The sequence below is a fragment of the Paraburkholderia aspalathi genome (assembly GCF_900116445.1).
Lineage (GTDB): Bacteria > Pseudomonadota > Gammaproteobacteria > Burkholderiales > Burkholderiaceae > Paraburkholderia > Paraburkholderia aspalathi.
On record NZ_FPBH01000041.1, the window covers coordinates 1 to 15,518 of the forward strand.

Below are 15,518 nucleotides of genomic sequence, written 5' to 3' on the forward strand. Positions count from 1 at the left end.
CACTTTTTTAAATATTCCCCTTTCCGGGTGTCCAGGTTTACTTGACCACTACAGTGCCGCCCCGCACAGGGGCAACGCTAATAGACCACTAACAAAACAAGGCACCAAAGCCAGAACAAGGAAAGGCCAAAGCCCCAAGAACACGGCCAATGCCGCCGCAAAAGGCAAAAAAGCCAAAAACCAAAACCACTAGCCGCCGCGAGGCGCCCGAATCGCCTCTTCAAACCTCCGGTTAGCCTCCCCAACCTCAGCCCTGAACTGCTGCAAAGCACTAACCTCCAAATCCGGCGGCATCAAAGCCGCCCACAACACATCGATTAACTGCCCCGCGGTAGCGTCAATATCGATATGCCGATTAGCCAGCGTAGCGTCCCACAGCACATGTTCCATCGGCCCAAACACCATCGACCGCAATAACCTCAACGGCATATCAGCCCGAATCTGCCCCGTCTCCTGGCCCTGCGCCAACACCCTCATCAACGGCGCCGTATACCGCCGCTGCAATTCAGTCAGCGCCTCACTCAACTCATGATGCCGGGCCCGGCCCTCCGACAACACCAAAGCACACAGATCCGTGCCATTCACCAGCATCAACCGCAAATGCGTCCGCACAATAAAAGCAAACTGCTGCCGCACGCTGCCATCCCGTGGCAGCCCCGACTCGATCGCTTCAATGATCTCGTCGTACCAGTCGCCAATCACCCGCGCGCATAACTCGCGCTTGCCGCGGAAATAACTGAATACCGTCGCCTCGGAAATCCCCAGGCGCTGCGCAATCTCCGCCGTCGTCGCGCGCTCGTAGCCCTTCTCGGAGAACACGTCGCGCCCCGCCTGCAAGATCTCTTTCACGCGCTGCTGAGACTTGCGCCCCGCCGGCTGGCGGCGCGAGGCAGGTAACTCAGCCTTCATGGCAACCGTCATATGAGTCCAGTTCAGTTTTGTGAGGCCAATCGCCTCGGTCACACCCATCCCATCACTGTATAGCGGCTCCAGACGCCTGCCAACCGGTTTCTGAGTGATACTCAAAAATACCACTTGACGCTTACGTAAATCTGGCGTGAAATGCGCCTTGAACGTTTCGCGCCTCGTGCGGGGCGGTAATGGCGGCCCATAAGGCCGCTGCCGCCAGCTGAGCCGCACTCAGACGGGCCGGTGCCTACCCAGGCAACCCGGTCCGCCAACGAACTCTGGAGACACTGCAATGAGCAACCTGCCCGGTTTGCAATTCCCGCTCGGCGAAGAAATCGAAATGCTGCGCGACAGCATCGCCGGATTCGCCGCCAAAGAAATCGCCCCGCGTGCCGCGGAAATCGATCGCACGGATCAGTTCCCCATGGACCTGTGGCGAAAATTCGGCGACCTGGGCGTGCTCGGCATGACGGTCTCGGAGGAGTACGGCGGCGCGAATATGGGCTACACGGCGCACATGATCGCGATGGAAGAAATCTCGCGCGCGTCGGCATCGGTCGGTCTCTCGTACGGCGCGCACTCGAATCTGTGCGTCAACCAGATTCATCGCAACGGCACGGCAGCGCAGAAGGAAAAATATCTGCCCAAGCTGGTCTCCGGCGAACACATCGGCGCTCTCGCCATGAGCGAACCGAACGCGGGTTCGGACGTCGTCAGCATGAAGCTGCGCGCGGAGAAGAAGGGCGATCACTATGTGCTGAACGGCACGAAAATGTGGATCACCAACGGCCCGGATTGCGACACGCTGGTCGTCTATGCCAAAACCGATCCCGAAGCGAATTCGCGTGGCATTACCGCGTTTATCGTCGAGAAGGGCATGAAGGGTTTCTCGGTCGCGCAAAAACTCGACAAGCTCGGCATGCGCGGTTCGCACACCGGCGAATTGGTGTTCCAGGACGTCGAAGTGCCGGAAGAAAATATCCTCGGCCAGTTGAACGGCGGCGCGAAGGTGCTGATGAGCGGCCTCGATTACGAACGCGCCGTGCTCGCCGGTGGTCCGACCGGCATCATGGTCGCGGTTATGGACGCAGTCGTGCCGTATATCCACGACCGCAAGCAATTCGGTCAGCCGATCGGCGAATTCCAGCTGATTCAAGGCAAGGTCGCGGATCTGTACACCACGCTGCAAGCGTGCCGCGCGTATCTCTACGCGGTGGGCCGGCAACTCGATACGCTCGGCAAGGACCACGTGCGCCAGGTGCGCAAAGACTGCGCGGGCGTGATTCTCTACACGGCTGAAAAAGCGACGTGGATGGCCGGCGAGGCAATCCAGATTCTCGGCGGCAATGGCTATATCAACGAGTATCCGGTCGGCCGTCTGTGGCGCGATGCGAAGCTCTATGAAATCGGCGCGGGCACGAGCGAAATCCGCCGCATGCTGATCGGCCGCGAACTGTTCGCCGAGACGGCTTGAGCCACACTTTGCATGGGATCGGAGTAAGGGCTTTGCATCCAACTCCGATCGACAGAGGAGATTCCAAGCAATGCCGATCATCGAATCAAAACTGAATCCGCGCTCGGACGACTTCCGCACCAATGCGGCGGCGCTCGAAGCGCTGGTCGCCGATCTTCGCGCGAAGGTCGAGAAACTCGCGCTGGGTGGCGGGCAGGCGGCGCGCGACAAACACACGGGCCGCGGCAAGCTGCTGCCGCGCGACCGCATCGAGAAACTGCTCGATCCTGGCACGCCGTTTCTCGAGTTCTCGCAACTCGCAGCCTATGGCATGTACCACAACGATGCGCCGGGCGCGGGCGTCATCACCGGCATTGGCCGTATCGCGGGGCAGGAGTGCGTGATCGTTTGCAATGACGCGACGGTCAAAGGCGGCACCTACTATCCCGTCACCGTGAAAAAGCACGTACGGGCGCAGGAAATCGCCGCCGAAAACCATCTGCCGTGCGTCTACCTGGTCGACTCGGGCGGCGCGAATCTGCCGAATCAGGACGACGTGTTCCCCGATCGCGATCACTTCGGCCGCATCTTCTTCAATCAGGCGAATCTGTCCGCGGCAGGCATTCCGCAGATCGCCGTCGTGATGGGTTCGTGCACGGCAGGCGGCGCCTACGTGCCGGCCATGAGCGACGAATCGATCATCGTCAAGAATCAGGGGACGATTTTTCTGGGCGGACCGCCGCTCGTCAAAGCCGCAACCGGTGAAGTGGTGAGCGCGGAAGACCTCGGCGGCGGCGACGTGCATACGCGTCTGTCGGGCGTGGTCGATCATCTCGCGCAGAACGACGCGCATGCGTTGGGTATTGCGCGCAGCATCGTCGGCAATCTGAATCGCACGAAGCAGGTGCCGGTGGCGTTGCAGGAGCCGAAGCCGCCGCGCTATGACGTGAAGAGCATGTACGGCGTGATTCCCGTCGATACGCGCAAGCCCTTCGATATTCGCGAGGTAATCGCGCGTATCGTCGACGATTCCGCGTTCGACGAATTCAAGGCCCGTTATGGCACCACACTCGTGTGCGGCTTCGCGCATATCTGGGGACATCCGGTCGGCATCATCGCGAACAACGGCATTCTGTTTTCGGAGTCGGCGCTCAAGGGCGCGCACTTCATCGAACTGTGCTGCCAGCGCAAGATTCCGCTGGTGTTCCTGCAGAACATCACGGGCTTCATGGTGGGCCGCAAGTACGAAAACGAAGGCATCGCGCGTAACGGCGCGAAGATGGTGACGGCGGTGGCCACGGCGAAGGTGCCGAAGTTCACGGTGATCATCGGCGGTTCGTTCGGGGCAGGCAACTATGGCATGTGCGGCCGCGCGTATTCGCCGCGCTTCCTGTGGATGTGGCCGAACGCGCGGATCTCGGTGATGGGCGGCGAGCAGGCGGCCTCGGTGCTGGCCACGGTCAAGCGCGACGGCATCGAAGGCAAGGGCGGTGCGTGGAGCGCGGAAGAAGAAGAGGCGTTCAAGCAACCGATCCGCGATCAATACGAGCATCAGGGCCACCCGTACTATGCCAGCGCCCGTCTCTGGGACGACGGCGTGATCGACCCGGCGCAAACGCGCGATGTGCTTGGGCTCGGCCTCTCGGCGACGATGAACGCACCGATCGAAGACACGCGTTTCGGCGTGTTCAGAATGTGACAGAGCGCAACGCGCAGGAGCTGTAACGATGCAATACGAAACGCTGAATGTCGCTTTCGCCGGGCAGATCGCCACGGTCACGCTGAATCGGCCTGACGTGCGCAACGCGTTCAATGAAACGATGATCGCCGAGATTACCTCGGTTTTCAAGGCCCTGAACGCGCGCGACGACGTGCGTGCGGTAGTGCTCGCCGCGAACGGCAAGGCATTCTGCGCGGGCGCCGATCTGAACTGGATGAAGAAGATGGCCGGTTACTCGGACGACGAGAACCGTGCCGACGCGATGCTGCTGGCGAACATGCTGTCGTCGATCTATCGCTGCAGCAAACCGGTAATCGCACGGGTGAACGGCGACGCCTACGCTGGCGGCATGGGTCTGATCTCGGCGTGCGATATCGTCGTCGCGGTGGAGAGCGCGCGTTTTTGCCTGTCGGAAGCGCGTCTCGGCCTGATCCCGGCCACCATCGCGCCGTACGTGATCCGCGCGCTGGGTGAGCAGGCGTCGCGCCGCTACTTCGCGACCGCTGAGCAGTTCGATTGCGCGACGGCGTTCCGCCTCGGCCTGGTTAGCGAAGCGGTCAGCGCGGAACAACTCGACGCTACCGTGCAGCAGATCGCCGAGACGCTTTGCGCAAACGGTCCGCAAGCGGTGCGTGCCTGCAAGCAGCTCGTACAGGATATCGCCGGCCGTGAGTTGAACGCGGCGCTGATCGAGGACACGGCGGCGCGCATCGCGCGCACGCGAGCCGGCGCGGAAGGCCGCGAAGGCGTCGCGTCGTTCCTCGAAAAACGCACACCTTCGTGGCGCAACTGAAGCGCAAACAAGCAGACATTCCGAGGCGCTCGTCAGCCCTCATCAGAACAACAGCCCGAGCGGGACATTCACCGAGACACCTCATGTTCAACAAGATCCTGATTGCCAACCGAGGCGAGATTGCGTGCCGCGTCGCCGCGACCTGCAAGCGGCTCGGTATCGCGAGTGTGGCCGTGTATTCCGATGCGGACGCCAACGCAAAACACGTAGCCGCATGCGACGAGGCGGTGCATATCGGCGGATCGACCGCGGCGGAAAGCTATCTGCGGGTCGAGCGCATCATCGAAGCCGCTCGCGCAACCGGCGCACAGGCGGTGCATCCGGGCTACGGTTTTCTGTCGGAAAACGAAGATTTCGCGCATGCCTGCGAAGCGGCCGGCATCGTCTTCATTGGACCGCCGGTCGAAGCGATCGCCGCCATGGGCTCAAAGGCGGCCGCGAAGGCGCTGATGCATGCGGCGGCCGTGCCGCTCGTGCCGGGTTATCACGGCGACGATCAGGACGCTGAGTTGCTGCATCGTGAAGCCGATGCGATCGGTTATCCGGTCTTGCTGAAGGCGAGCGCGGGTGGCGGCGGTAAAGGCATGCGCGTGGTCGAGCGCACGGAAGACTTCGCGGCGGCGTTGGCGTCGTGCAAACGCGAAGCGGCCAGCAGTTTCGGCAATGACCGCGTGCTGATCGAAAAGTATCTGACGCGGCCACGTCACGTGGAAGTGCAGGTGTTCGCGGACCGTCACGGCGGCGCGGTGTATCTGTTCGACCGCGACTGCTCGGTGCAACGGCGTCACCAGAAGGTGCTGGAAGAAGCGCCGGCGCCGGGCTTGTCGGCGGAGGTCAAACGTGAGATGGGCGAAGCGGCCGTGGCCGCCGCGCGCGCGGTGAATTACGTGGGCGCGGGCACGGTCGAGTTCATCATGACCAGCACGGGCGACTTCTACTTCATGGAGATGAACACGCGCCTGCAGGTCGAGCATCCGGTCACGGAAATGGTGACGGGACAGGATCTGGTGGAGTGGCAACTGCGCGTCGCCGCTGACGAACCGTTGCCGCTCTCGCAAGAGCAACTGAAAATCGACGGCCATGCGATCGAAGCGCGCATTTACGCGGAGCATCCTGCCCGCGGCTTCCTGCCGTCGACGGGTACGCTCAAGCATTTGCGCATGCCCGAAGGCGTCGAATTCACCCTAGGCGAGCCCGACCGCAAGGCGCCGGTGCGTATCGACAGCGGCGTACGCGAAGGCGACGCCATCACGCCGTTCTACGATCCGATGATTGCCAAGCTGATCGTCCACGGCGCGACGCGCGAAGAGGCGCTCGCGCGGATGAATCGTGCGCTGCGTGCCTGCGAAGTGGTCGGTCCGCACACCAACGTCGAGTTCCTGCAACGCATTGTCACGAGCGAACCGTTTGCGACGGGCGATCTCGATACGGGTTTGATCGAGCGTCATCACGACGCCTTGTTCGCGCCCGTGAAAAAGCCCTTCAAGGAAGCGCTGGCGCTTGCTTGCGCAGCATTGTTGACGCGTGAAGGCGGCACGGCGCACGGCGCGTCGCCGTGGGATGCACTCTCGCACTGGCGTCTGAACAGTGGCTATACGCAGACGCTCGGCTGGCGTGACGTCGAAAACGAAAGCGTTTTCACGGCCACGTTTGCTCGCGACGGCGCCACGCAAACGCTCGAACACGACGGCGTGCGCGAAGGCTTCACCTGGTCGGAAGGCACCGGTCAGCACGAATACCGCGCGACGATCGGCGATGCGCGAGTCACGGGGCGTGTTTTCATCGACGGCGATACGTTCCACGTGTTCTGCCTCGGCGAGGCGCTGGCGTTCGAGTGGCAGAACCTGCTCGCCCATGCCGCGGATGCTGAAGGCGGCGAAGGCCGTTTGACCGCGCCGATGCCTGGCAAGGTAATCGCCGTACTGGTCGAACCGGGCACGGTGGTGGAGAAGGGCACGCCGCTGATCGTGATGGAAGCGATGAAGATGGAGCACACCATCGGCGCGCCGGCGGCAGGCACCGTAACGGAAGTGCTGTATGCGGTTGGCGATCAGGTCGCCGATGGCGCGCAGCTTCTGGTGCTGGACGTAGGCTAACGGTAACGGCCGTGCTTAAACGAGGCGCGCGTAGCCGGCGGCGCGCGCTTCGTTTTCGAGTTGCTCGATCCGTTCGTAGTCGGTGAGCGGCAACGCGGAAAAGCCCTTCAGACGCAGGCGTTTGGCACGTTCGGGCTGGGCGCGGTGCGCTTCGTTGAGTGCCTCGCGCAGCGTCTCGATCGTCGCGGACGGCACGTTGTTGGAAGCAATCAAAGGCAAGCCCGGCGATGCCGCCGTCAAGCCGATTTGCCGAACCTTTTGCGCCAGTTCCGGCAATTCATCACAGACAAACGCGAACGTCACGCAGTCGATTGCGGCGACGTCCGCGCGATTGTCGACCACCGCTCGCAACGACCCGAGATGCGAACCGGTGCGCAGCACCGCGCTGAAAAACGCGCTCTTGCGCGCAAGCGGCGCCACCGCGTGGCGAAACACATTCATGCCGCTATTCGAATCGTCCTGATTGTAGGCGGCACGCGCGCCACGGCACGCCGCGAGCGAATCGAACTGCGACTCCGCTCGCGTGACCAGCACGCTCGAATAATCCGCGCCTGCGCAGCCCGGCGCATCGAATTGCGGCGTGGCGATCACCTGAACCTGCTCGTTCAAGCCATGCACCAAGGGATAGCCGCAGGTTTGCGAGAGCAGTACGTTAGGGCGCCGCCAGAAGCCATGCAATTCTTCGTCGGGCTCGACGATGCGGCAGGCCGGGCTCACCATGCGCAGGACGTCGTCCAGCCACTCGCGCCACACAGTGGCGAGCGCGGGTGTCACGTTGTACATCGGCAGGGCGGCGATCCAGGTCATGGACGCGATTCTGGCATACCTAATGTCTGACCATTCGGAATTCGTCGAGACCCAGGCGCACCGGCTCGGTCTCTTTGAACGGCCACTTGCACTCCACCACCTTCAGTATTTCCAGTTGCGCGTCTTCGAACGCGACGAGCAAATCCGTGCGCCGCTTGCTCGCGGCCCCGCAATAGGTCATCAGCGCCTCGGCGCTGACCTCGAAGACCTGCACCCGATCGTCATAGCAGACGCGGAAGGCGACAGTCGCGCATTCCGTGACACAGGGCCTGAATCCTTCATCGACATATACCGACATGACAACCTCCCGCCGCACGCCTGAGTCATCAGGATGACTGGCCCTAAGCTTTCGGTATGTGGGAAAACCGGCATTTGCTGTGAAAATGCCGGGCCTCCGTTCCATCTTACCGGTCGAAAATAATTGTCGCTTGAGTGGCCGCGTGCGCGTAGTCAGAATTCGCGTCAGGACGGCGGGCCCGTCATTCAGAGTTCCAACGTCAGTCCGTCCGTTGCGGCGACGTCGTCGGCGACCGGCCGGCCCATGCAGATGAGGGCATGGCCTTCCTCGATGGAGGCGTCCGTCGGTGCTTCGTAGGCGACTCGCCCGTTCAACACGCGCGTGGAGCATGTGCCGCACATCCCGGAGCGGCAGCTCGACGGCGCGGCGATCCCGGATGCCTCGGCGAGATCGAGAAGCGTGCCGTTCTCCGGCAGCCATTGAACCGTGCGCTGCGAGCGCGCGAACGTCACGGGTATGCCTGCGCCGTCGCTTGCCGGCACGTTTGCGGGGCGCGCGCTTTGGCCGTTTTCCGCCGCCGCCGGTGGGATTGCCGGCGTGCGTTTGACAGTTGCCGGTCCAAACGCCTCAAAGCGAATTCTGTTATCGGCGACGTTGAGCGCGCGTAATCCTTCATACAGTTCACGCATGAACGACTCGGGTCCGCACAGATAGAAGTCGTAGTCGTCGAAGGGCAGCGCGCGTTTGATTTCAGCCAGGGTCACGCGACCGGGTAAGGCGCCGTAAGGCGATTGGGTGGCTGGATCGGCGGCGCTGTCGAACAGGTGCATCGAGACGGCCGGATGGCGCGACGAGAGTTCCTGCAGGTGCGCGCTGAACGGCCGGTCGCCGTCGCGTCGCGCGCCATGGAAAAAATACAGCGGCTTGGGCGGACTATTCGGTTCGCGCGCGGCAATCGCGTGATGCAGCATCGTGATCATCGGCGTGATGCCGATGCCCGCCGAAATGAACACGGCAGGGCGCGGGCTGGCTGAATCGTAGGTGAATGCGCCACGTGGCACCATCGCTTCGATCTGCATGCCGGCGGCGAAGCGGTCATGCAGCCAGGCGGAGCCGACGCCGTCGCGTTTCACGGTGATTCGGTACTGCTGCCGGTTGCTCGCGTCGGACAGCGTATAAGTGCGCGTCAGCGGCTTGTCCAAGCCGTCGACCGGGACGCGGATCGGCAAGTATTGCCCAGGCTCGTACACCGGCAACGGCGAGCCGTCCGCCGATTCAAAATAGAACGATCGGATCATGGGCGTTTCTTCGCGCACGGCGGCGATCTTGAGCTTTTTCCACGGCGATTCGAGTTGTGAAGCTGGCAGTGAAGCGGGCACCGAAGCCTGCGTCACGAACTGCGGCGCATAGCCGACTTCCGACCAACGAAACGGTAACGCCTGGCGGCTGCGCCGCACTTCGGTAATACGAAAGCGCACCAGCCGCTCGGCCAATGGAAACCTGGCCAGTTCCGGACCGTCCCACACGATCTCAGCGAGGGCCGCGATGTACAGCATGTCGCCGCTCGCAAAGTCTACGAACAGCAGGCCGGCGCGTGGATCGTGGACCAGGTTGCCCAGTGTGTTGAAGAAGCGGTTGCCGCTGAAATCGGGCGTTGTCAGGGTAGTCGCGTCGTCAACGCGTACGAAGCCCGGCATGCCGCCGCGATGCGAAACATCGGCGCCGCGAGCCGGACCCGCATCTTCACTGACGTTCGCGCTGGCGATAAAGAAAGTATCCGCGTTGGCCAGCACTGCGCGGTCCGCGTCGCTGAGTTGAGTCGACGTCTCAACGGGTGTCCCAGTGCCGGTTGCACCACGCGTAACAAAAGTCGGCGTACGACTTTGAATATATTTGGCGCAGTTGCCGAAGCTTTGCATGACCTCGAGCGTGACCGTATCGCCATCTACCGACGACACCACGCCGTTGACGCGATTGCGTCGGCGGGTCTGCGCCTGCAGCCCCAGGCCACCGATCATCATGCCGGGCTGCCAGTACCCAGCCAACGGATCACCCGGTAAAACGCCGCCTTCGATCCGCAACGTGCGCGGGTCCGGGGACGATACAAAGCCCGGTTCGGCCGCGCGCAGGGTTGCCCACGGCTGGCCGTTTGCGTCGAGGCCGCCGAACACCATGAATGGCTGTTCGGCATAAAACTGCCGATGCTGATCCGGCATATAGCGACGGATGCCGCGACGACCGATCGATTCTGCCTCTTTGTCCACTCCGGCATGTTGCTGTACCAGGAGTTCGGCGGCGTGAAACGGCGACTCGGCGGCGTCCCAGCCGCGCGGCGCGCTGGAAGAATGCTGGGACATATCGGCCTCTGCCCATTAGGGCGTGTGCACTTCTCTGGTTAGGCGGCGAGCAGTCCAGCCTTCGTCGCAGGCATCGCGATGAAGCGCGGCAGCGCTTCAACACGGCGGAGCCACGCCCGGATGTTCGGGTACGGCTCGAGCGAGACACCGCCTTCCGGCGCATGGGCGATGTACGTATGCGCGGCGATGTCGGCAATGCTTACGTGGTCGCCCGTAGCGAAATTCTTGTCGGCAAGCTCCGCGTCGAGCACGTCGAACAGCTTGAGCGCGATCTTCTGCGCGGTGTCGAGATTGAGCGGCGCACCGAATACGGTGACCAGCCGCGCGGCGCACGGTCCATATGCGATCTGCCCAGCTGCGAGCGACAGCCACCGTTGCACGGTGGCGGCGCCGAGCGCGTCTTCCGGCAGCCATGACGGGTCGCCATAGCGTTTCGCCAGATAGACGAGGATTGCGTTGGAATCGAACAGCACCGTCTCGCCGTCTTCGATCGTCGGCACCTGGCCGAACGGGTTGAGCTTCAGGTATTCCGGGCGACGATTGTCGCCGGCAGCCATGTTCAGCTCGATCACTTCAAAAGGCAGATCGAGCAAAGTCAGGAACAACTTGACGCGGTGTCCGTGCCCGGAGAGAAGCGTAGTGTGAAGGCGGATGGGCTGGGCGGGTTTAGCGGCTGACATTGAAAGCTCCTGGGGCGGGGAAAGCCGACAACCGTCGACTGGAATGGAGTAAGCGTACCGGTCCGTGGCGCCGCGCAGAAGCCTGCTAAGCTAGAAAACATAATCAATCAAAGATGGACAATCGGCGAATGGCAGATCTAAAAGATGTCAATCTGAACCGCCTTGCGATTTTTGTTGCCGTGGTGGAAGCGGGTTCGTTTACCGCCGCCGCGGCGCGTCTCGGCCTCACGAAAACCATGGTCAGCACGCATCTGCAGCGGCTCGAGCGCGAAATCGGCGCGGGTCTGCTGGTCCGAACCACAAGGCGGCTCAGCGTGACCGAGAGCGGGCGTGCCTTCTACGAGGCAAGTTGCAAGATCTTGCAGGCGGCGGAGGAAGCGCTATCGGCCGTAACAGGGGAATCGGCGCCGTTGCGCGGCACGTTGCGCGTGAATGCGCCGATCGACTATGGAGCGTTGGTGGTGACACCCGCGTTGGTGGAGATGCGCCGTGCGTATCCGGAACTCGACATCGAACTGGTCTGCAACGACCACTATGTCGATCTGATCGCGGAAGGCATCGACGTGGCCATCCGTCTGGGGCAACTGGCCGACTCGGGCTACCGCGCTGTGAAGCTGGGTGGTTTCGTCAAATGGATCGTCGCGAGTCCGGAGTTCATCGATACGTGGGGTAAGCCGAAGACGCCGGCTGCGCTCGCGCCCATGCCTCATGTCGCGCTATCTGTCTTGCAGCATCCGCTTACGCTTGAGCTGCAGCGCGTGAAAGGCGCAAAACAAAGCGTGCGCTGCGAGAATGTTCTGCTGGTGAATACGGCCGATTCAGCCCGTGCGGCGACACTCGCGGGCGGTGGCTTCGGATTGCTGACGGATTTTTCGATCGCTGACGATGTGGCGGCGGGGCGGTTGGTGCGCCTGTTGCCGGACTGGGCCGGAAAGCCCAAGGGCATCTACGCGGTGTTTCCGCCTACCCGTTATCCGACGGCAAAGGTACGCGCGTTGATCGACGTGATCAGAAGAAGGCTCGAGGCGCCGGTGGACGGTTAGCGCCTCGCAGAGCATGGAGTACGCACTGGCTCTCAATGCCGTTTTTCATCGTTATGCCTTAGCCTGCTAAGCATAGCTAAAACGCTCGCTTATCCATGCGATTCGGCGTTGTTACGATCGCGGTTTGATCGTATTGACCAGACCGGAATTTCGAGCCGTGACCTTTTCTATTTTTCGTTTGCTCGCTCGTGCGGCGCTGACTTCGTTGCTCGTCATCAGTACCGCTCACGCGCAGACCACCACCAATTCTTCGGCTCCGATAAAACTGCGGATCGGCTATCAAAAGTCCTCAACGCTCATCACGATCCTGAAGGTGCGTGGTTCGCTCGAGCAGGCGCTGGCGCCGCTAGGCGTCAGCATTAGCTGGAACGAGTTTGCCAGCGGCTTGCCGCTGACCGAAGCGCTCAACGCCGACGCGGTCGACTTTAGCGCCGATGTCGCCGATACAGTCCCGGTGTTCGCCCAGGCCGCTCATGCACGTTTCGTGTATGTCGCGCAGGAAGCGCCGTCGCCTGGCGCCCAGGCCATCATCGTGAAGCGCGACGGGCCGCTGCATACGCTTGCCGACCTGAAAGGCCAGCGCATCGCGGTGACCAAGGCGGCAGGCAGCCACTATCTGTTGCTCGCCGCGCTCGCCAAAGCGGGCCTTGCACCTGCTGACGTACGCATCAGCTATCTGACGCCCGCCGATGGACGTGCCGCGTTCGAGCGCGGCAGCGTGGATGCCTGGATCACCTGGGATCCGTATGTCGCGTCGGTGGACAAAGCGCCGGACGTGCGCATCCTCGCCAACGGTGAAGGCCTCGCCTCGTATCAACGGTACTACCTCGCGTCCAGCAGCTTCGCCGCGGCTCACCCTGATGTGATCAGCATCGTGGTTGCACAGTTGACGTCGGCGGGGGGATGGGTCCGCAGCCATCCTGACGATGCGGCAAAGCTGCTCGCGCCGATCTGGGGCCTGGACGCAGCGACGATCGAGCGTGCGAATGGACGCCGCAGCTATGCCGTACGCGCTGTAGACGCGCAGAATTTCGGTGAGCAGCAAAAGATCGCCGACACCTTCTATCGAGCGGGTCTTCTGCCGGCGCCAGTCGATACGGCCACAGCGCAACGCTGGAACTTCACCACGAAGCGGGCCGAAACAGCGGCCGTTTCGACCACCACTCCGACCACAGCTTCTGGTGGATAAGCCCTGCAGCGAACAGGGGTTTGGGGCCGAACGCGGCCCGCAGCGCGTTAAAGCATCGGGTTTATCACTCCAGCAGATAACCGTATGGGATTTGCTTCGTTGTCGTCGCGCGTATGCACCGGTAAATTCGTCTGACTTCGCCTTTGCCGGCGTCCTTCGAACAGATTCGACGAAGAGCTTCCTGTGACGACTGCTATTACACCCACCGCCGCCAGCGCCGCTGGCCATGCCAATCAAGCCCAGCACATCGAAATTCGCGCTTTCGACGGTCCCGTCGGCGCTGAAGTTCTGGGGCTCGATCTCAGCAAGCCGTTAGGTCAGGAGGATTTCGCACGCATTCACCGCGCGCATCTGGACCATCACGTGCTGGTGTTTCGCGATCAACGCATTACGCCGGATCAGCAGATTGCCTTCAGTCGCCGCTTCGGCCCGCTGCAGATTCACGTGCTGCATCAATTCCAGTTGCCGGGTTATCCGGAGGTGCTGGTCGTCTCGAACATCGTCGAGAACGGCCAGCCGATCGGTCTCGGTGACGCCGGTCATTACTGGCATTCCGATCTGTCGTACAAGGAGAAGCCGAGCCTCGGTTCGCTTCTGCATGCGCAGGAGCTGCCTTCGGAAGGCGGCGACACGTTGTTCGCCAACATGCACCTTGCGTGGGACACATTGCCGGAGCACTTGCGCAGCGCAGTGGAAGGGCGTTCGGCGGAACACACGTATCTAGCGAAATACGCGGAACTGCAGAAGCGCAGCCCGTGGCGGCCGAATCTGTCGGCGGAGCAGATCGCACAGGTGAAACCGGTGGTCCAGCCGATCGTGCGCACCCATCCTGAGACCGGGCGGCGCGCGCTCTTCGTCAGCGAGCATTTCACGACCCGTGTGATCGGCTTGCCGGAAGACGAGAGCAAATCGCTGCTCGAAGAGATTTTCGCGCACAGTGTGCGCCCCGAGCATCTGTACCGGCATCAATGGTCCGAGCACGACATGGTGTTCTGGGACAACCGCTCGCTGATGCATCTTGCGGCTGGCACGCCGGATCATCTGCGCCGCAAACTGTATCGCACGACGATTGAAGGCGACGTGCCGTTCTGACGGCAACGCCGCCCGCTATAACCACACCCACACGCTCACACGCTGACCGGAGTTCCGATGCTTGCCAGGTTTCACCCGACCGCTCTTCGGTCGTCCCTTTCCCGTCGTTTGACCGCCACGCTGCTTACTTTATCGATGGGTGTCGCCGGCTTTGGCGCAGCCGTACCCGCGCATGCCGAAGGGCAGATCCGCATCGCGGAGCAGTTCGGCATCGTCTATCTGCTGCTGAACGTGGCGCGCGACCAGCAATTCGTCGAGAAAGAAGGGCGTAAGCAGGGCCTCGATATCAAGGTCGACTGGGTGAAGCTCTCGGGCGGCTCCGCGGTCAACGACGCGCTGCTCTCCGGCGCGGTGGATGTCGCCGGTGCGGGCGTTGGCCCCTTGCTGACGATCTGGGACCGCACACATGGCAAGCAGAACGTGAAGGGCGTGGCGTCGCTCGGTAATCTGCCGTACTACCTCGTCAGCAACAATCCCAATGTGAAGACGATCGCCGACTTCACGGAGAAGGACCGCATCGCGCTGCCGGCGGTCAATGTGTCGGTGCAATCGCGCGTGCTGCAGTACGCGGCGGCGAAACGCTGGGGCGACAAGGATTACAACCGCCTCGACAAGTTCACGCAGGCGCTGCCGCATCCCGATGCCGCGGCGGCGATCATCGCGGGCGGCACGGAAATCACCGGGCACTTTGGCAATCCGCCGTTTCAGGAGCAGGAACTCGCCGGCAATCCGAAGGCGCACATCGTGCTGAATTCGTACGACGTGCTGGGTGGTCCGAGCTCCGCAACTGTGCTGTACGCGACAGAAAAATTCCGCGACAACAATCCGAAGACCTATCGCGCGTTCGTCGATCCGCTGGCGGATGCCGCACGCTTTATCTCGGCGAATCCCGATGCCGCAGCCGATATCTACATCCGCACGAACCAGTCGAAAATCGACCGCAATCTGCTGCTGAAGGTCATCAAGGACCCGCAAGTGCAGTTCAAGGTCGCGCCGCAGAACACGTTTGGACTCGCGCAGTTCATGTATCGCGTCGGTGTTATCAAAAACGAGCCGAAGTCGTGGAAGGATTATTTCTTCGACGATCCGGCAACCGCGGCGGGAAGTTGAACGTGATTTTCTTCGCCAGCTTCGCCGGCTA

14 protein-coding genes are annotated in these 15,518 nt (G+C 62.2%); 9 read left to right on the forward strand and 5 right to left on the reverse strand.

All coding sequences use genetic code 11. The features are described from left to right. Positions 1-193 (forward strand): hypothetical protein (locus BM438_RS45935; RefSeq protein ID WP_208620748.1); only part of this gene is annotated, 193 nt, incomplete at its 5' end. Here BM438_RS45935 and BM438_RS38995 read toward each other — a convergent pair. Then, positions 190-921 carry a TetR/AcrR family transcriptional regulator gene (locus tag BM438_RS38995; RefSeq protein WP_093645851.1) on the reverse strand — a complete coding sequence of 244 codons (732 nt, stop codon included), beginning with the start codon at positions 919-921 and terminating at the stop codon, positions 190-192. The two genes, BM438_RS45935 and BM438_RS38995, sit on opposite strands and share 4 nt — an antisense overlap. A 280-nt stretch (positions 922-1,201) precedes the next feature. On the opposite strand from BM438_RS38995, the gene BM438_RS39000 reads away from it, so the two are divergent. From BM438_RS39000 to BM438_RS39015, 4 genes are all read left to right on the forward strand, one after another. Beyond that, positions 1,202-2,383: an isovaleryl-CoA dehydrogenase gene (locus BM438_RS39000; protein WP_093645743.1), complete on the forward strand. Its 1,182-nt coding sequence runs from the start codon at positions 1,202-1,204 to the stop codon at positions 2,381-2,383. A 70-nt stretch (positions 2,384-2,453) separates the two neighbouring features. Further along, entirely contained in the window at positions 2,454-4,061 is a 1,608-nt protein-coding gene (locus BM438_RS39005) for a carboxyl transferase domain-containing protein (RefSeq protein ID WP_093645745.1), read from the forward strand. 28 nt (positions 4,062-4,089) lie between these two features. After that, positions 4,090-4,875, forward strand: coding sequence for an enoyl-CoA hydratase/isomerase family protein (locus tag BM438_RS39010; RefSeq protein ID WP_093645748.1), 786 nt, complete (start codon positions 4,090-4,092; stop codon positions 4,873-4,875). Between the two features lie 83 nt (positions 4,876-4,958). Continuing rightward, positions 4,959-6,971 carry an acetyl/propionyl/methylcrotonyl-CoA carboxylase subunit alpha gene (locus BM438_RS39015; protein WP_093645750.1) on the forward strand — a complete coding sequence of 671 codons (2,013 nt, stop codon included), beginning with the start codon at positions 4,959-4,961 and terminating at the stop codon, positions 6,969-6,971. A gap of 15 nt (positions 6,972-6,986) precedes the next feature. Here the strand turns inward: BM438_RS39015 and BM438_RS39020 are convergent, their stop codons facing one another. The 4 genes from BM438_RS39020 to BM438_RS39035 all read right to left on the reverse strand — a co-directional run bounded on the left by BM438_RS39020 (position 6,987) and on the right by BM438_RS39035 (position 11,053). Then, positions 6,987-7,778, reverse strand: a complete 792-nt coding sequence (locus tag BM438_RS39020; RefSeq protein WP_093645752.1) for a phosphate/phosphite/phosphonate ABC transporter substrate-binding protein — start codon at positions 7,776-7,778, stop codon at positions 6,987-6,989. Between the two features lie 19 nt (positions 7,779-7,797). Then, the gene (locus tag BM438_RS39025; RefSeq protein WP_093645755.1) at positions 7,798-8,076 is read right to left on the reverse strand and encodes a DUF1488 family protein; all 279 of its coding nucleotides are present in this window, start codon (positions 8,074-8,076) and stop codon (positions 7,798-7,800) included. Between the two features lie 185 nt (positions 8,077-8,261). Further along, positions 8,262-10,373 (reverse strand): pyridoxamine 5'-phosphate oxidase family protein, encoded by a 2,112-nt coding sequence (locus tag BM438_RS39030; protein ID WP_093645757.1) that lies wholly within the window; start codon positions 10,371-10,373, stop codon positions 8,262-8,264. A 38-nt stretch (positions 10,374-10,411) separates the two neighbouring features. Continuing rightward, the gene (locus BM438_RS39035) at positions 10,412-11,053 is read right to left on the reverse strand and encodes a glutathione S-transferase family protein (protein WP_093645759.1); all 642 of its coding nucleotides are present in this window, start codon (positions 11,051-11,053) and stop codon (positions 10,412-10,414) included. A 128-nt stretch (positions 11,054-11,181) separates the two neighbouring features. Between BM438_RS39035 and BM438_RS39040 the strand changes: the two genes are divergently transcribed. From BM438_RS39040 to BM438_RS39055, 4 genes are all read left to right on the forward strand, one after another. Beyond that, entirely contained in the window at positions 11,182-12,096 is a 915-nt protein-coding gene (locus BM438_RS39040; RefSeq protein ID WP_093645761.1) for a LysR family transcriptional regulator, read from the forward strand. A gap of 196 nt (positions 12,097-12,292) precedes the next feature. After that, complete coding sequence (locus BM438_RS39045; RefSeq protein ID WP_425270760.1) at positions 12,293-13,285, forward strand: aliphatic sulfonate ABC transporter substrate-binding protein; 993 nt, start codon at positions 12,293-12,295, stop codon at positions 13,283-13,285. Positions 13,286-13,468: 183 nt separating this feature from the next. After that, on the forward strand, positions 13,469-14,377 hold the full coding sequence (locus BM438_RS39050; RefSeq protein WP_200621161.1) for a TauD/TfdA dioxygenase family protein: 909 nt from the start codon (positions 13,469-13,471) through the stop codon (positions 14,375-14,377). A 57-nt stretch (positions 14,378-14,434) separates the two neighbouring features. Further along, positions 14,435-15,487, forward strand: a complete 1,053-nt coding sequence (locus BM438_RS39055) for an ABC transporter substrate-binding protein (RefSeq protein WP_093645763.1) — start codon at positions 14,435-14,437, stop codon at positions 15,485-15,487. Positions 15,488-15,518: the final 31 nt, after the last annotated feature.